This is a genomic window from Streptomyces sp. AB3(2024) (genome assembly GCF_041862025.1).
Taxonomy (GTDB): Bacteria; Actinomycetota; Actinomycetes; order Streptomycetales; family Streptomycetaceae; genus Streptomyces.
In genome coordinates this window covers 27,220-43,427 of sequence record NZ_JBGWAB010000014.1, presented here as the reverse complement: position 1 = coordinate 43,427, position 16,208 = coordinate 27,220, and the positions used below count along the sequence as shown (strand labels likewise).

The 16,208-nt window shown below is 71.9% G+C and carries 13 protein-coding genes; 2 read left to right on the top strand and 11 right to left on the bottom strand.

Annotated features, from left to right (window positions below; all coding sequences use genetic code 11):
* Window positions 1–75: 75 nt before the first annotated feature.
* From ACEPPI_RS08880 to ACEPPI_RS08865, 4 genes are all read right to left on the bottom strand, one after another.
* Window positions 76–921 (bottom strand): carbohydrate ABC transporter permease, encoded by an 846-nt coding sequence (locus ACEPPI_RS08880; RefSeq protein ID WP_373914672.1) that lies wholly within the window; start codon window positions 919–921, stop codon window positions 76–78.
* Between the two features lie 7 nt (window positions 922–928).
* The gene (locus tag ACEPPI_RS08875; RefSeq protein ID WP_373914671.1) at window positions 929–1,951 is read right to left on the bottom strand and encodes a carbohydrate ABC transporter permease; all 1,023 of its coding nucleotides are present in this window, start codon (window positions 1,949–1,951) and stop codon (window positions 929–931) included.
* Window positions 1,951–3,228: an ABC transporter substrate-binding protein gene (locus ACEPPI_RS08870; RefSeq protein WP_373914670.1), complete on the bottom strand. Its 1,278-nt coding sequence runs from the start codon at window positions 3,226–3,228 to the stop codon at window positions 1,951–1,953. The genes ACEPPI_RS08875 and ACEPPI_RS08870 overlap by 1 nt, the downstream gene beginning before the upstream one ends.
* A gap of 113 nt (window positions 3,229–3,341) precedes the next feature.
* A complete protein-coding gene (locus ACEPPI_RS08865) occupies window positions 3,342–4,502 on the bottom strand; it encodes an ROK family protein (RefSeq protein WP_373914669.1) in 1,161 nt (386 codons plus the stop codon).
* A gap of 174 nt (window positions 4,503–4,676) precedes the next feature.
* On the opposite strand from ACEPPI_RS08865, the gene ACEPPI_RS08860 reads away from it, so the two are divergent.
* Window positions 4,677–6,803, top strand: a complete 2,127-nt coding sequence (locus ACEPPI_RS08860) for an alpha-galactosidase (RefSeq protein ID WP_373914668.1) — start codon at window positions 4,677–4,679, stop codon at window positions 6,801–6,803.
* A gap of 74 nt (window positions 6,804–6,877) precedes the next feature.
* Window positions 6,878–7,720 carry an alkaline phosphatase family protein gene (locus ACEPPI_RS08855; protein ID WP_373914667.1) on the top strand — a complete coding sequence of 281 codons (843 nt, stop codon included), beginning with the start codon at window positions 6,878–6,880 and terminating at the stop codon, window positions 7,718–7,720.
* A 6-nt stretch (window positions 7,721–7,726) separates the two neighbouring features.
* Here ACEPPI_RS08855 and galK read toward each other — a convergent pair whose 3' ends face one another.
* From galK to ACEPPI_RS08820, 7 genes are all read right to left on the bottom strand, one after another.
* Window positions 7,727–8,953 carry a galactokinase gene (galK, locus tag ACEPPI_RS08850; protein WP_373914666.1) on the bottom strand — a complete coding sequence of 409 codons (1,227 nt, stop codon included), beginning with the start codon at window positions 8,951–8,953 and terminating at the stop codon, window positions 7,727–7,729.
* Window positions 8,950–9,999, bottom strand: coding sequence for a galactose-1-phosphate uridylyltransferase (gene galT / locus ACEPPI_RS08845; protein ID WP_373914665.1), 1,050 nt, complete (start codon window positions 9,997–9,999; stop codon window positions 8,950–8,952). The genes galK and galT overlap by 4 nt, the downstream gene beginning before the upstream one ends.
* Window positions 10,000–10,112: 113 nt before the next feature.
* Window positions 10,113–11,126, bottom strand: coding sequence for a LacI family DNA-binding transcriptional regulator (locus ACEPPI_RS08840; RefSeq protein WP_373914664.1), 1,014 nt, complete (start codon window positions 11,124–11,126; stop codon window positions 10,113–10,115).
* Window positions 11,123–12,907: a glycoside hydrolase family 36 protein gene (locus tag ACEPPI_RS08835; RefSeq protein ID WP_373914663.1), complete on the bottom strand. Its 1,785-nt coding sequence runs from the start codon at window positions 12,905–12,907 to the stop codon at window positions 11,123–11,125. Before ACEPPI_RS08835 ends, ACEPPI_RS08840 begins: the two co-directional genes overlap by 4 nt.
* A 2-nt stretch (window positions 12,908–12,909) precedes the next feature.
* Window positions 12,910–13,740 (bottom strand): carbohydrate ABC transporter permease, encoded by an 831-nt coding sequence (locus ACEPPI_RS08830; protein ID WP_373914662.1) that lies wholly within the window; start codon window positions 13,738–13,740, stop codon window positions 12,910–12,912.
* Complete coding sequence (locus tag ACEPPI_RS08825) at window positions 13,737–14,660, bottom strand: carbohydrate ABC transporter permease (protein WP_373914661.1); 924 nt, start codon at window positions 14,658–14,660, stop codon at window positions 13,737–13,739. The genes ACEPPI_RS08830 and ACEPPI_RS08825 overlap by 4 nt, the downstream gene beginning before the upstream one ends.
* Complete coding sequence (locus ACEPPI_RS08820; protein ID WP_373914660.1) at window positions 14,657–16,003, bottom strand: ABC transporter substrate-binding protein; 1,347 nt, start codon at window positions 16,001–16,003, stop codon at window positions 14,657–14,659. Before ACEPPI_RS08820 ends, ACEPPI_RS08825 begins: the two co-directional genes overlap by 4 nt.
* Window positions 16,004–16,208: the final 205 nt, after the last annotated feature.

Here is a 16,208-nt window from a genome sequence, read left to right as displayed (position 1 = left end):
TCGGCCCCTTCTGAGGATGGAGGATGTGCCGTGCTCTTGACGTGCGTGCGGTCGGCGGCGACGGTCGCCCCGGGGTCAGCCCTTGAGGCCGCTGGTGGCGATGCCCTCGACGATGTAGCGCTGGGCGACCAGGAACATGACGACCAGGGGGACGATCGTCACGACGGCTCCGGCAAACAGGCCGGGCAGGTTGACGGTCTGTGAGGTGAGGAACGTCGACAGGGCGATCTGCGCCGTCCAGGCCGACGGGTCCTGGCCGATGACCAGGGGCCACAGGAAGGAGTTCCAGCTGTCGATGAACGCCAGCGCTCCGAGCGAGGCCAGCATGGCGCCCGAGTTCGGCAGGGCCATCCGGCGGTAGAGGCCGAACCAGCCCAGCCCGTCCAGCCGTCCGGCCTCTTCGATCTCGGCCGGGAAGCGGAGGTAGAAGTTGCGGAACAGCAGGACGGCGAAGGGGTTGAACAGGCCGGGCACGATGATGCCCCACAGCGTGTTCACCCCGCCCATCGATCCGACCACGACGAAGGTCGGTACGAAGGTCACCGAGCCGGGGATCATCAGGGTGGCGACCACCAGGGCGAGCAGGATGCCGCGTCCCGGTACGGGTATCCGGGCGAAGGCGTAGCCGGCGGCGGAGGCCAGGAGCGTGGAGACGGGGGCCGTGATGACGGCGATCAGGGCCGAGTTCGCCAGCGCCCTGCCCATGGACAGGGTCGGGTCGTCGAAGAGCGCGCCGAAGTTCTCGAAGTGCATCGTGGACGGCCACCACGTCCAGTGCGGCGAGCTCACGCCCCGGGCGTCCATCAGGGCGCCGCGCAGCATCAGGTAGAAGGGCGTCAGGAAGGCCGTTGTCAGCAGGCCCACCAGCAGTCCCCGCACCGAGAGGCGCAGCGCTGCGGAGAGTCTCGGCACGGTGCTCATGGGTGGCTCATCCTTCCTTTCTCCCGAATCCCGTGAAGCGCCCCTGGATCAGGGTCACTCCGACGATGAGGGCGGTGAGCACGAACGCTCCGGCCGATCCGAGGCCGTAGTCCTGGCTGCCCATCGCGGTGTTGTAGAGGTAGACCAGCGGGGTCTGTACGGGGGCCGCGCCGGTTCCGGAGAGCCCGCTGTTGAACAGGTTGTAGAACTCGTCGAAGGCCTGGAAGGCCGCGATGAAGAGCAGCATCAGCACGGCGACGGAGGTGTTGCGCAGCATCGGCAGCGTGATGCTGCGCAACAGCCGCAGGCCCTTCGCCCCGTCGAGCGCGGCGGCTTCGTAGAGGTCCTCGGGGATGCCCTGGAGGCCGGCGAGGAAGAGCACCATGTAGAAGCCGACCTGGAGCCAGAGCCGGAGGGTGACCAGGACGATCCAGTACAGCGGTGGTGAAGTGGTCTGCAGCCAGGGGACCGGGTCCATGCCGAACCAGCCGGTGAGGGTGTTGGCGATGCCGGCGGGCAGCCCGTTGAACAGGCACATCTTCCACAGGAGCGAGGCGGCCACATAGGACACGGCGGCCGGGATGAGGAAGGCGGTGCGCACCACGGCCCGCCCTCGCCGGATCCGGTGCACCAGCAGGGCGAGCCCGAGGGAGGCCGCGAAGGTGACGGGCACGATGAAGGCGGTGAACAGGAGGATCTGGCCGAGGGACGCGCGGAACGTCCGGTCGGCGAGCAGTGTCCGGTAGTTGTCCAGGCCGACCCACCGGCCGGGGGCTATGGTGCCGCGTGCGTCGCTCAGGCTGAGCAGGAAGCTCCAGCCGATGGCCACGTACTTGAAGACGCCGAGCCCGATGAGCGTCGGCGCGGTGAGCAGCGCGAAGGCGGCCCAGGCCGAGCGCCCGGTGCGGGACCGCCGCCGGGTGCGGGACCGCCGCCCGGAGCGGGCCGTGTCCCGGTCGGCGGTCCCGGAAGGCCGGGAAGGCCCGGACTGCCCGGTCCGGTGCGTGCCGGTGTGCGGTGCCGCGACCATCAGCCGCGCTGCTTGTCGACGACCGTCTGGGCTCGGTCCACCGCTTCCGCCAGGATCTGAGCGGGGTCACCCTGCCCGCCGACGATCTTCACGGCGGCCGCCCTGAAGGCGTCGCTCACGGCGGTTTCCCAGCTGCCCGGGTTGGACTTGCCGTACTTGGCGGCCAGTTCCACCGTCTCCCGGGCGGCGCCGCCGGAGAGCTTCTCGGCGCCCGCCGCCACGGACTTGCGGGGCGGGACGTGGAGACCGTAGCTCTCGGCCCAGTCCTTCTGCAGCCCGCTCTCCTGGACCCACAGCCACTGGACGAACTTCTTGGCGGCGTCCACGTGCCGGCCCTTGGCGTTGACGCAGCTGGACCATCCGCCGACGCGCACGACGGGGCTCCCGCCGGCCTTGAAGGCGGGCCACGGCAGGACGCCGAAGTCGTCGCCGAGGGCGGTCTTGATCGCGGGCATCGCCCACAGGCCGCACCACTGCACGGGCACGACGTCCTGGGTGAGGGCGGACGGATCCCACCAGTCGGTGGTGTAGCCGAGGAGCAGGGACTTGTCCTCGTGCAGGCGCTTCAGGCCGGTCAGGGCTTCGAGCGCCTGCGGGGAGCCGAAGGCGACCTTGCCGTCGGCCACCAGATCGCCGCCGTTGGAGCGGACCGCGAGGATCGGGCTGTCGCCCAGGCCGTCGTTGCCGACGAACAGGCCCTTGCCCGTCTTGGCGGTGAGGGCCTTCGCCGCGGCGACGAGTTCGTCGAACGTGGTGGGCGGGGTGATTCCGGCCTGGGCCAGCCTGCTCTTGCGGAAGTACAGCATCATGACGTCGTCGATCATCTTGACGCCGTAGAGCTTGCCGTCGACCGTCACGCCGGCGATGGCGTTGTCGTTGAAGTCGGACCTGGCGCTGCCGTAGAGGTCGTCCAGCGCGGCGATCTGGCCCCGGCGGGCCAGGCTGTCGTTGAAGTCGCCGATCTCGAAGACGTCCGGGGCCGCGTCGGTGAGCAGCGTCGCGTTGAGCTTGGCCGTGTAGTCGCCGGGTACCCAGGTGACCTTGACGGCCGTGTCCGGGTGGGCCTTGGTGAAGGCGGTCGCGTAGCGCAGCGCGGCCTGCTGCGCGCCGGCCTCGCCGTAGGCGTGGTACCAGACGTTCAGGGTGGTCTTGGCCGCGGACGAGCCGCCCGCGCCCGGGTTCGTGCTGCAGGCGGTGGTCACCACGCTTCCCGCGACGATCATCAGCGATCCGCCGAGGAAACGCCTTCGGCTAAGCTCGGTTCTGTGTGCGCTCATGTCGCATCCTTCCGTGAGGGCAGGCGTGATGTGGGTGTGTTCCGCCCGGTTGGTGCCCTTCCTCAGTGCTTGCCGGCAGGGAAGGGCGCCGGGCGGGTGAGCTGGGTGCGGTGCTACGGGAACAGCGCCTGGACGGCCACGGCGGCGGCCCCGCGGGCCCATTCCTCCCAGGGGAGGGGGCGCAGCGACAGCGGGCACCGGCCCGCCGCCCCGAAGGTGTGGGACGCGTAGGCGTCCTTGATGTGCTGTCCGAACAGGTCGTAGGTGTCCGTTCCCTCGCCGCTCACCACGACGCGTTCCGGGCCGACGAGATTGACGAGCGTGGCGATGGCGACCCCGATCGCGCGACCGGCGCGGGCGAAGGCCTCCCGTGCCACGGGGTCCCCGTCGCGGGCCAGCTCCACGGCCTGCTCGAACGCGAGCCCTCCGAGACCGGTACCCCGGCGGACCGCTTCGAGGATCGCGCCGCTGGAGGCGATCGCCTCGACGCAGCCGGCCGAACCGCAGCGGCAGGCGGGGCCGGCCGGGTCGACGCAGATGTGCCCCATCTCCCCGGCCACGCCGTAGGCGCCCTCCACCAGCTGCCCGTTGACGACGATGGCGGAGCCGATGCCCGCGCCGATCGTGACCAGCGCGAAGTAGCCGGTGCCCACTCCCTCCCCGGACCACCGGTGTTCGGCGATGGTGAGTGCCTTGACGTCGTTCTCGACGGTGACCGTCAGACCGGTGGACGCGCTCAGCGTTTCGGCGAGCGGGACGTCGCTCCAGCCCAGGCGGCCGGAGAAGCGGACCCGCCCGCTCGCGCGGTCCACGTCTCCCGAGACCGCGATGCCCAGGTGCCGGGTCCGTTCGCGGAACGCGGGCTCGGCGCCCAGCAGTTCGTCGACGAGTTCGCTCAGGAGCACGCTCACAGCCTCGGGCCGGCAGTCACCGAGTGTCCGGCCCGCTGTGGCCCGTACTCGGGCCCGCAGGTCGCACACCACGCCGAACAGCCGGTCGTCGCTGATCTTCACGCCGACGAAGAACTCCCGGTCCGGGGTGACCGCCAGCGGGTTGACGGGCCGCCCGGCCCCCGGAGCGGTGCGCTCCGGCGCGAGTTCGTGCAGATAGCCGTCGTCGATGAGCGGTCTCGCAGCCTTGGTGATGGCCGTCGAGGACAGCCCCGTCCGGCGCGCGAGCTCGACCCGGCTGAGCGGGCCCTCGGCCAGGAGCAGGGCGAGGACCGCGGTTTCGGCCGGTGCGGTGACCAGTGGTCGGGAGTCGTTTCGAAACACGGGTGCAACGTAGAGCAAATAAATAACTTCGTCCAGTATTGATTTCCCCCCCGCCTCCGCCTTAGCCTCTGGCCCAACTCACGGCCTGTACGGGGGCGTTCGGCGCAGCGGGGCTCTCGCCCGCACCACCCTTCGTACGGCCGTGGTCCTTTCCGCACCCCAGGAGACCCCTTCGTGCCTGCCGCGCTCCCGCTCGCCGCCTTCGACCCCGGCTCCGACGTCGCCCTTCTCCGCACGCCGAACAGCCTGTACGCCCTGCGCATCGGCCTCGACGGAAGCCCTCGGCACCTGTACTGGGGCGCGCCGCTCGACGCCGCGGCCCTGTCCCGACTGCCGGACGCGGCCTCGCCCGCCGCCAGCAGCTTCGAAGCCGACGCCGCCGCGGACGAACTCGCTCCGCAGACCGGGGCGCGGTTCGGCCCGGCAGGCCTCCAGGTCCGCTTCGCCGACGGGACCAGCGGCGCCCAGTGGCGGTTCACCGGACACACCGTCGACGGCGGCGAGTTGCGCCTGCGCCTGCACGACCGCCACTACCCCTTGCGCGCCGAGCTGTGTTACCGCGTCCGCCCCGGCAGTGACGTCATCGAACGCTGGGTGGAGCTCAGCCACACCGCGGCGGCGGACGACGACGCCGGGCCCATCACCGTCGACCGGCTGGACTCGGCCTCCTGGACGGCCCCCGCGCTCGCCGACTACCGGCTCAGCCACCTCACCGGCGGCTGGAACAGCGAGTTCCAGCTGAACCGCGACCGGCTCCCCGTCGCCGAGACCGTCCTCACCAGCCGCCGGGGGCTCACCGGCCACCACGCCGGCCCCTGGCTGGCGCTCGACGACGGCACCGCGACGGAAGACCGGGGCGAGGTGTGGAGCACCGCCCTGGCCTGGAGCGGAAGCTGGCGCATCACCCTCCACCGCGACCCGGTGGGCCGCACCACCTGGACCGGCGGGTTCGGGCACGAGGGACTGCGTTGGACGCTGCGACCGGGCGAGAGCCTGCGCACCCCCGTGTTCGCCGGCCTCTACACGCCGCACGGCTTCGGCGCGGCCAGCCGCGCCTGGCACGGCCACGTCCGCGACCACGTGCTGCCGGAGCCCGGCCGGGAGCGGCCGGTCCTCTACAACTCCTGGGAGGCCACCGGTTTCGGCGTCGACCAGCCCGGACAGGTCCGGCTGGCCCACCTGGCCTCCCGGGCCGGCGCCGAACTCTTCGTACTGGACGACGGCTGGTTCGGTGCACGGCGGGGCGACGGGGCGGGCCTCGGCGACTGGGTCCCGCGCCGCGACGCCTTCCCGCGGGGACTGCGCCCGCTCGCCGACGAGGTCCACCGCCTCGGCATGGAGTTCGGGCTGTGGGTGGAGCCCGAGATGGTCAACCGCGACAGCGAGCTGTACCGCGCCCACCCGGACTGGGTCATCCACTCCCCCACCCGCGAGGCGACCGAGCTGCGCCATCAACTGGTGCTGAACTTCGCCCGGCCCGACGTGGAGGCCTGGGCCCACCACACGCTCGACGCCGTCGTCCGCGACCACCGGGTCGACTGGCTCAAGTGGGATGCCAACCGCGCCTTCACCGAGGCCGGCTGGGAAGGGCATCCCGATCCGGACCGGCTCTGGATCGACCACACGCGGGCCGTCTACCGCGTCATGGACCGGCTCCGCGCCGACCACCCGGGCCTGCGCATCGAGGCGTGCGCGGGCGGCGGCGGGCGCGCCGACCTCGGCATCCTCGCCCGCACCGACCAGGCGTGGACCTCCGACAACACCGATCCCGTCGACCGGATCGCGATCCAGCACGGCTTCAGCCAGCTCTTCCCCGCCCAGGTCATGGCCGCGTGGGTCACCGACAGCCCCAACGTCACCACCGGACGCCTCACTCCGCTGCGCTTCCGCTTCCACGTGGCCATGTCCGGCGCGCTCGGCCTCGGCGGAGACCTGACGACCTGGTCCGAGGAGGAACTCGACGAGGCCGCGGGGCTCGTGGCCGAATACAAACGGATCCGTCCGCTGGTGCAGTACGGACTCCAGTACCGCGTCGAGGGGCCGGGTGGGGTGACGGCCGTCCACTACGCCGCCGAGGACGGCGGCGAACACGCCGTACTCGCCTGGCGCCCCTCGGCCCGGTTCGGCCACCCGTCCGCCCCCGTCGCACTGCCCGCGCTCGACGCCGGCGCCCACTACCTGGACCCGGACCTGGACCAGGTGCACAGCGGCGCCCTCCTGGTCCACCGCGGAATCGACCTGCGACTGCCCGTGGGGGACTACGCGAGCCGGCTCATCCGGCTGCGCCGCGTCACCCCCTGACAGCGCCTCGGACGAGCCCCGCGACCGCGCCCCCGACCGCGTCGCCCACCCACCCACGGACACCCTGGACCGATATGGACAACCGCCACGTCCTCGTCGTCGGCATCGACGGCGTACGGCTCGACCTGCTGCCGGAGCTGGACACCCCCCACCTCGACGAAGTGGCCCGCGCGGGCTTCCTGGCGCCCGTCGGCATCGACGACGCCACGCCGACCATGTCCGGCCCGTGCTGGACCACCGTCGTGACCGGGGTCGGCGTCGCCAAACACGGGGTGTGGGGCAACCGGCTCGACGGCAACCGGCTCGACCTCTTCCCCGACTTCACCACCCGCCTGGCCCTCGAACACGGACGGCGCACCTTCGCCGTGGGCGGCTGGGCGCCCCTGTTCCTCGCCCGGCAGGGCGGGCCGCTCTTCACCGCCCCCAGCAGGCTGAGCTTCATCGCCCCGCGCGAGGACACCCCCGAGGCCTGGGAGGAGGCCGACGAGGCCGTGACGGCCGAATCGGCGCGCGTACTGGGCTCCGGAGAGGAACTCCACGCCTCCTTCGTCTACCTCGGCGCCGTCGACGAGACCGCCCATTTCCACGGCTGCGGCCAGGAGTACCGCCGGTCGATCGAGACCGCCGACCGCCGCCTGGGACGGATCGTCAAGGCCGTGCGCGAGCGCCCCGGCCACGCCGGGGAGCAGTGGACGGTCATCGTGGTGACCGACCACGGCCACCGCGAGGAGGGGGGCCACGGAGGCCGGAGCGAGCCGGAGCGCACCGCATGGGTGGCCGCGTGCGGCCCCGGTCTGCCCGCCGGCGCGACCGTGCCGAGCGTCCGGCACGCCGACGTCGCCGCGCACGTCTACGCCGCGCTCGGCATCGCCCGGGATCCCCACTGGACCCTGGACGGCGCCGCTTTCACCGCCTGAGCCCCCTCACTCCGACCCTCCCGACCCGGCGGACCACCGCGTCCCGTGCCCGGGCGCGAGGCGGCGCGCGCCGGCCGCCGGTGTGACGGGGAACAGGCGCGGGGGGCGGTGGCCTGCCGCACCGAAGGCGGTCGTGACGGACCCGCCCACCGCGTCCTCCCGCCCCGCTTCCACCAGCGCGATGACGGAGCCCCCGAAGCCCCCTCCCGTCATCCGGGCGCCGAGCGCCCCGGCGTCCAGCGCGGCGGTCACGGCGAGGTCGGTCTCCGGGCACGAGACCCGGTAGTCGTCGCGCAGTGAGGCGTGGCCCGCGGTGAGGATCGGGCCGAGGGCCGCCGCGTCGCCCTCCCGCAGCCGGGAGACGGCCTCCGCGACCCGGACGTTCTCGGTCACGACGTGGCGCACCAGGGGCACGAGTTCCGCCGGCAGGGCCCCCAGGACCTTCGGCAGTTCTCCGGCGTCCACGTCGCGCAGGGCGGGCAGCCCGAGCAGCGCGGCCGCGCGTTCGCAGCCCGCCCGCAGGGCGGCGTACGCCCCGTCGGCGAGGTCGTGGGAGACCCGGGTGTCGATCACCAGCAGCCCCAGCCCCTGGCCCCGCAGGTCCAGGGGCACCTGCCGGTGGTCCCGCGGGGTACGGGCGTCGAGGTGGAGGGCGGCCTCGGCGGTGCAGCAGATCGAGGCCATCTGGTCCATGATCCCGCAGGGGACGCCCGCGAAGGCGTTCTCCGCGCGCTGGCCGATCCGGGCCAGTTCGGGCCCGGGCAGCCCCAGCCCGTACAGCGCGTCGTAGGCGACGGCGACCACGCACTCCAGCGCCGCCGAGGAGGAGAGGCCGGCGCCGGTGGGCACCGTGCTGTCGAAGTGGAGGTCCGCTCCCCCGACGGTGTGGCCCGCCTCGGCGAGTGCCCAGACCACGCCGGCCGGGTACGCGGCCCAGCCCGTCACCGCCCCCGGGGCCAGTGCGGCGACGGACAGTTCGGTGATCCCGCCCTCCCCCTGCGCGCTGTGCAGCCGCAGCCGCCCGTCCGTACGCGCGCGGGCGGCGAGCAGGGTGTTCTGCGGGAGGGCGATGGGCAGGGAGAACCCGTCGTTGTAGTCGGTGTGTTCACCGATGAGGTTCACCCGCCCCGGCGCCGCCCAGATCCCGTCCGGGGGCCCTGCGAAGAGCCGCGCGAAGACGTCCGCGACGCCGTCGGCCCGGCTGTCGTCCTCCCACTGAGCGGTCCGGTTCACGCCAGGGCCTCCCGCAGTCGTCGCGCGGCCTCCTCGGGGGCCACGTCGTTGATGAAGGCTTCCGTACCGGACTCCGTCCCGGCGAGGAACTTGAGCTTGTCGGAAGTGCGCCGCACCGTGAACAGCTCCAGGTGCAGGGCAAGTTCCTCCCCTCCGGTGCGGGGAGCCTGGTGCCAGGCCGAGATGTACGGGGTGGGGGCCGGTCCCTGCGGCTGCCCCGGTACGGGGAACAGCCGGTCGAACCGGCGCAGCAGGTCCAGGTAGAGCTCCGGGAACTCGGCCCGCTCGGCCTCGGTGAGGCGGGTCAGATCGGGGACGCGGCGGTGCGGGTAGAGGTGCACCTCGTACGGCCAGCGGGCGGCGTAGGGCACGAAGGCGGTCCAGTGCTCCCCGGCCGTCACCACCCGGTCGGTGGCGGCGCGGGCGCCCGCCAGCAGGTCCTCGAAGAGGTTGCGTCCGGTGGCGGCACGGTGTGCGGTCGCGGCGGCCGTCATCTTGGCGGTGCGCGGTGTGACGAACGGGAAGGCGTAGATCTGGCCGTGCGGGTGGGCGAGCGTCACCCCGATCTCGGCCCCCCGGTTCTCGAAGCAGTACACCTGCTCGACTTCGGGGAGGGCCGAGAGCTCCGCGGTGCGGTCGGTCCAGGCGTCCAGGACCAGGCGGGCGGCGGCCGGAGCGAGGTCGGCGAAACCGGCTCCGTGCTCCGGGGTGAAGCACACCACCTCGCAGCGTCCGGCCCCGCCCGCCAGGGAGGGGAAGCGGTTCTCGAAGACGGCAACCTCGTAGTCGCCGGCCGGGATCTCGCTGAGCCGGCCGTCCCGCGAGGGGCAGAGCGGGCATTCACCGGCGGGCGGGTGGTAGGTGCGGTCCTGCCGGTGGGAGGCGATGGTGATCCAGTCACCGGTCGCCTCGTCCCGCCTCAGTTGCGGGTGGCTGCTCACCCGGTCCAGCGGGCGCGGATCGGGCGCATCGCGCACGGCGCCTTCGTCGGTGTCGAAGTAGATCAGTTCGCGGCCGTCCGCGAGTTTCGCGAGAGTCTTCTTCACTCGCCAAGACTAAACAGATTTCAAAGCAAATCAACAGTCTAGAAGAGATGATTCTACAGAACTCAACAACACTCGACGTGTTCCTGTTGCTTTCCGACCGGTTCTCGCTGCCGTCAGGCTCCGGGGACGCGCTCCGCGGGCGCCGGACCGGTGGTCGCCCGGATGACCAGTTCGGGGTCGAACAGCAGCTCCCCCGTCGGCACGTCCCGGTTGCTCACCAGCGCCAGTACGCTGCGGCCCACCTCCAGCGCCAGCCGGTCGGCGGGCTGGCGCACCGTCGTCAGGGGAGGATCCGTGAACTCGGTGATGGCCGAGCCGTCGTAGCCCACCACCGATACGTCCCCGGGCACCGAACGCCCGTGCCGTCGGACGCCCCGGATCGCCCCGAGGGCCATGTAGTCGCTCGCCGCGACGATCGCCGTGGCGCCCAGGGCGAGCAGCGGGCCGACGGCGGCCTGGCCGCCCTCCACCGTGTAGGACTGCCGGATCACCCAGCGCTCCGGCTCCTCGATACCCCGCTTGGCCATGGCCTCCAGGAATCCCCGCACCCGGCGGTCGGCGGGCTGGTTGCCCGCCGGGCCCGAGGCCATCCCGATCCTGCGGTGACCCATCCGGTGGAGGTGGTCGACGGCCAGTTCGGCGGCGAGCGCGTCGTCGGTGGAGAAGACCGGGGTGGGCACCCCGTCCGCGAACTCGCCGTTGATCCCCACGTAGGGGACCCGGCGCTGGCGCAGCAGTTCGTACGTCTCGGTGTCGGCGCCGTCGACGGTGTTGGACGCGGACAGGAAGACCACGGCCGCGACTCCCTTGTCCACGAGCGCGGAGATGAATTCCCGCTCCTGCACTCCGCCCGGGAAGGCGGGGCACAGGATCGTCTTGAGTCCGTGCGGGGCGAGGGCCGACTCGATGCGCTCGGCGACATCGGCGAAGAACGGGTTGGAGACGAACTCGGTGATCACCGCGACCAGTTGGCCCTGGACCTGCCGTTCGTAGCCGAGCTCCGTCATGGCCTGCTCGACCGCGTCCCGGGTCTTCTTCGACACGCCCTGGCGCCGGTTGATCACCCGGCTGACGGTCGCCTCACTGACCTGGGCGCGGGCTGCGACCTCGGTGATCCCGACCTTCATCGCGGTCCTTCCGTGATCGTGAGCGATGCCATGCCGCCGCGCGGCACGGAGAGCGAGCGTGCACCCTCCGGCAGGTACGTCGGCGGATCGTCCATGATACGGCCGTCCGGCCCGTGGACCACGCCCCGGACCCGGCCCCCGCCGCCCAGTACCTCGACCATCACCCGGTCCCGGTCCGAGCCGTTGACCACGCAGAAGTGCCGGTACGCGGAGAAGTCCAGCGGGACGACCCGGTCGCCGTGGACGCTCAGCAGGCAGTGCTCCCCGGCGCTCGCCCGCACCAGTGGGTACAGCTCGTCGGGCCGGCCCGGTTCCACGTCCCCGTCCAGCAGCAGCTCGCGGTGGCCCCTCCACTGCGCCAGCCAGAAGCCGATCACGTCCCGGTGCGCCGCGGGCACCCGGTCCAGCCGTACGGAGATCTGCGGCACCGAGTGCAGGGCCCCGATCAGCTGCCGGGCCACCGTCGTCACGGGCGCGTCGGCCGACCACAGGAGCATGTCGGAGTGGACGGCTCCGCCGACGGCGAGCAGTGCCGTGTCGAGGGTGCGGACCCGGTTCGCGGTCGCGTCCGCCGGGCAGTCGAAGGAGCGCAGCATGTTGCCGAAGGGGGCCATACCGGGTCCCGTGTAGGGCTGGCGCAGTTCCAGGAGCACCCCCGGGCGTACGGATTCCAGGGCCGCGCGCAGTTCCGTCAGCAGGGTCACCATGGCCTGTCCGACGTCCCCCGCGCCGTCGCCCGCGTACACCATGGCCTGGTCGAGGAAGTCGAGCTTCAGTCCGTCGAGCCCGTACGCGCCGACCAGCCGGGCGCAGAGGCCGACCACGTGCGCGCGCACCTCTGGGCGGCGGGGGTCGAGCACGTGCGCGCCGGGGACGGTGGCGGGGGCGGGCGCGCGGGTCGCCCAGCGGCGGTGGCAGGCGGCCTCGGGGCCGAGGAGCAGGGGCGCCACCCATGCCAGGTAGCTCAGCCCCTGATCGCGGACCCGGGCGACGTGCCCCGCGAAGTCGGGGAACTTGGCCCGGTCGGGCTCCCAGTCCCCGCAGCCGGCGTAGCCGCGCCCGTGTCCCAGCTCCTGCCAGCCGTCGTCGAGGATCAGCGCTCCGCAGCCGAGTGCGGCGGCCAGCGCGGCCTGGGTTTCGACGGCGGCCGCGTCGACGTCCTGATTGAAGGCGTACCAGGTGGAGTAGACGGGCGTGCGGGCCGCGTCGGGCACCACAGCGGCCGGGGTCGCGGCGCCGAACCAGGCACGCAGGGTCCGCATGGCCCGCGCCACCGAGGGCGATCGGGGGACGAGCAGGATCCGGTGGGCCCGCGCCGAGGCGGGCAGGTGGAGGTGGACGACATGGGTGTCGTTCTCCTCGGAGACCCCGAAGCGCAGGGCCGCCTCGGGCACCGGGTCGGCGGCGGCGAAGGTGAGCAGGGTGGCGCCCGTGTGGTCGTAGAGGCATCCGGCGGCGTGTCCGTCGACCAGCGAGACCCGGGATCGGCCCTCCCAGTCGGCGAGGAGGGTGCGCTGCCAGCCGCCCTGGGGGTGCCAGTATCCGGCGGCGTCACCGAGGGCCACGGAGAAGCGGAGCTCGACTGGGGCGCCGTCGGCCCGCACCTCCAGTACGCGCAGCCCGCCGGAGAGTTCACCGAGGGTCCAGCGGGGGTCGGTGCCCGGAGCGTGGGCGAGGACGGCGAGCGAGACCCCGTCGAGCAGCGGCTCGCCCCGGGCGGGTGTCAGCCCTGCCGTGGTCACGGCCCCGGAGAAGTCCGACGAGGCGGTGGTGGTGTGCACGGTCACTCCTTCACGGCGCCGGCGAGCAGGCCGGACACGAAGTGGCGCTGCAGCGCCAGGAACACGAGGGCCATGGGGATGGCCGCGGCGGCCGTTCCGGCGAGGATCGCGCCGTAGTCGGTTTCGTCGAGGCCCTGCAGGGAGGCCAGGGCCACGGGGACGGTGAACGTGGCGCCGTCGCGCAGGACGATCAGCGGCCAGATGAAGTCGTTCCACTGGTAGAGGAAGAGGAAGATCGCCAGGGCGGCCAGCGCCGGCTTCATGGGCGGGAGCACCACCTTCCGGAACAGCCGCAGCTCGCCGCAGCCGTCCATGCGCCCCGAGTCGAGGAGTTCGTCGGGGAGCGCGGCCATCGACTGGCGCATCAGGAAGATGCCGAAGGGCAGGGCCAGGTTGGGCATGATCACGGCCTGGTAGGTGCCCAGCCATCGGAGCCCCGCCATCATCTGGAAGAGCGGTACGAGGGTGACCTGGGCGGGCACCACGAGCCCGAGCATGAGCAGTCCGAACAGGGCCTCGCGGCCCCGGAAGCGGTACTTGGCGAAGCCGTAGCCGGCCAGGGTGCAGACGGCTCCCGCGCACAGGGTGTAGATGACGGCGATGAACAGGGAGTTGAGGACCACCCGGCCGAACTGCGCGGTGTCCTGGAGGGTGTGGAGGTTGGCCGCCAGGTGGCCGCCGGGCAGCAGTGGCGGCGGACTGTCGAAGATCTCCCGCGAGCTGTGCGTGGCCCCGACCACGAGCCAGTAGAAGGGGATCAGGACGGCGGCGAGGGCGATGGCGAGTCCGGAGGTGAGCAGGATGCTCCTGCCGCGGTGGCGGGCGGGCGTCATGACTTCTCCCCCAGGAAGCGGAACTGGATCACGCCGAGGATGCCGATGAGGACGGCCAGGGCGTAGGCGATGGCGGACGCGTATCCGAAGTCGAAGTACTTGAAGGCGTTCTGGTACAGGTACACGCCGATGGTCAGGGTGGCGTTGTCCGGGCCGCCCCCGGTGAGCACGTACGGCTCGTCGAAGATCTGCAGGGTTCCGATGGTGGAGAGCACCGTGGTGAGCAGCAGCGCGGGGCGCAGGCCCGGCAGGGTGACGTGGCGGAAGGAGGTCCAGGCACCGGCTCCGTCCACGGCCGCCGCGTCGTACAGCTCGGCGGGCACGGACTGCAGGCGGGCGAGCAGGATCACCGCGTTGTATCCGGTGTAGTGCCAGGTGAGCGCGAGGCCGAGGGAGACCTTCGCCCACAGGGGGTCCGTCAGCCAGGGCACCGGGTCCAGACCCGTGAGCCCCAACAGCCAGTTGACGAGCCCGTAGTCCTTGCCCAGCAGGACGGAGAAGACGATCCCGTAGGCGACCAGGCCGGTGATCATGGGCAGGAAGAAGCCCAGCCGGAACAGCGCGCGGCCGCGCAGCAGGGTGGAGTTCAGGGCCACGGCGAGCCCGGTGGCGAGGGCCAGCATGACGGGCACCTGGACGACGAGGATCACCGCGGTGTTCTTCAGGGCGGTCCAGAACAGCGGATCGCCCATCAGGCGAGTGTAGTTGTCGGCGCCGACGAACCGCTCGGTCCCGCCGACGGTCTTGTGCAGGCTGATCACGAAGGACCGGCCGATGGGGTAGATCTTGAAGACGGCGAAGAGCAGCAGCGCGGGGAGGACGAAGAGGTACGGTGCCACGCGCCGTCGGGGCCGGGGCCGGGGGGCCGTCCCCGGGGAGGCGACGGCCCGGGGTGTGCCGCCGGTGAGCGTGACGGTCACCGGCGGACCTTGCGCCCGGTCTGCCGGCCGAGCTGGTCGGCGGCTTCCCTGAGCACCTTCGCCGGATCGGCGCCGCCCAGCAGCACCTTGGACTGGGCATCGGTGACGAGCTTGAGGGCGCGGGCGTAGTCGGCGGTGTAGTTGAAGGCGGGCGAGGGGGCCTTGAGGGCCTCCAGGAAGACCTCGCCCTTCTTCTGGCCGCCGAAGAAGGGGGACGGCTCGTGGAAGACCGCGTCGTCGTACGCCTTCATCAGGGCGGGGGCGATGCCCTTGCCCTTGTAGATCTGCACCTGGGAGGCCGGACGGGTGAGGACGAACTCGACGAAGGACCAGGCCGCGGCCTGGTGCTTGCCGGCGCCCGCGACGGCGAGGTGGGTGGAGTTGACCGTGGCCGCGGTGGAACCGCCCCGGCGTACGGCCGGGGGAAGCCTGACCTTCCACTTCCCCGCTTCCTCGGGGACCTGTTCCTGGATGATGCCGCCGAACCAGGTGGGCATGGGCAGGACGGCCGCGGTCCCCTGCTTCAGGGAGCTCATCAGGGTGTTCCAGCCGCCCGCGAGATCGCTGACCAGGCCGGCGTCGTTCATCGTCTTGATGAGGGTCATGGCCCTCACGGCTTCCGGGGAGTCGAGCGTGATCTCCCCGGAGAGGCTGAAGTAGAAGGCACCCTGCAGTTGGAGCAGCATCTGGAAGAAGTTGGCGGCGTCGGCCTGCGAGGCGGGCTTGTCGATGCCCAGCAGGTGGGCACCGGTCTTCTGCTTGATCTCCTTGCCGGCCTCGATGGTCTCGTCCCAGGTCTGGAGGGCGTCCGCGTCCACCCCGGCCTTCTCGAAGAGGTCGGCGCGGTAGTAGAAGCCCGCCGAGTTCGCTTCCCAGGGCAGGGCGTTGACGCGCTTGCCGTCGGGGGAAACCGTCTGCCACATGCCCTGCGCGAAGGCGTCCCGGTAGGCGTTCGCGCCCAGGGGGCCGAGGTCGGCGAGGCCGCCGGGGAACTTCTCCACGTAGCCCGGCAGGTAGTCGACACCGATGTGCAGGACGTCGGCGAGGCCCTGGCCGTTGGCGGCGAGCCCGGTGGTGATCTTGTCCCAGATGGCCGGATTGCCGATGTCCTCGACCGTCACCTCGATGCCGGGGTACTTCTTGTTGAACTCGGGGACGAGGGACTTCATTTCGGCGGCGGGCCCCTGCCAGGACCAGACCGAGATCCTGCCCTTGTCCTTCTCCCCGGCGGCCCCCTCCTGACCCGTGGCTCCCGTTCCGGAGCAGGCCGTCAGGCCGGTGAGCCCGGCCCCCGCGGCGACCGCGCCGCCCATCCGCAGCACTCTCCGACGTTCCAGTTCCATGTCTGACCCACCCCTTGCTCGCACCGTCGCGGAAGCCGATGGGCCAGGACTGTAACCAGCCACCCCCAGACTTGCAAGAGTTCATTGAAATCTTTCAGTCTGATCCGGCAGGAAATTCTGACAAGTTCATTGCAGACCTTCAGTGGAGGTTGCTAGCGTGCCGCCCGCCCCGCGCCGTGCAGACCGGCCGCCCCGCCACAACCCG

Coding starts and splice junctions, on each gene's coding strand:
- ACEPPI_RS08880 (WP_373914672.1), bottom strand. CDS start 921: ATGAGCACCGTGCCGAGACTCTCCGCAGCGCTGCGCCTCTCGGTGCGG.
- ACEPPI_RS08875 (WP_373914671.1), bottom strand. CDS start 1,951: ATGGTCGCGGCACCGCACACCGGCACGCACCGGACCGGGCAGTCCGGG.
- ACEPPI_RS08870 (WP_373914670.1), bottom strand. CDS start 3,228: ATGAGCGCACACAGAACCGAGCTTAGCCGAAGGCGTTTCCTCGGCGGA.
- ACEPPI_RS08855 (WP_373914667.1), top strand. CDS start 6,878: ATGGACAACCGCCACGTCCTCGTCGTCGGCATCGACGGCGTACGGCTC.
- ACEPPI_RS08840 (WP_373914664.1), bottom strand. CDS start 11,126: ATGAAGGTCGGGATCACCGAGGTCGCAGCCCGCGCCCAGGTCAGTGAG.
- ACEPPI_RS08830 (WP_373914662.1), bottom strand. CDS start 13,740: ATGACGCCCGCCCGCCACCGCGGCAGGAGCATCCTGCTCACCTCCGGA.
- ACEPPI_RS08820 (WP_373914660.1), bottom strand. CDS start 16,003: ATGGAACTGGAACGTCGGAGAGTGCTGCGGATGGGCGGCGCGGTCGCC.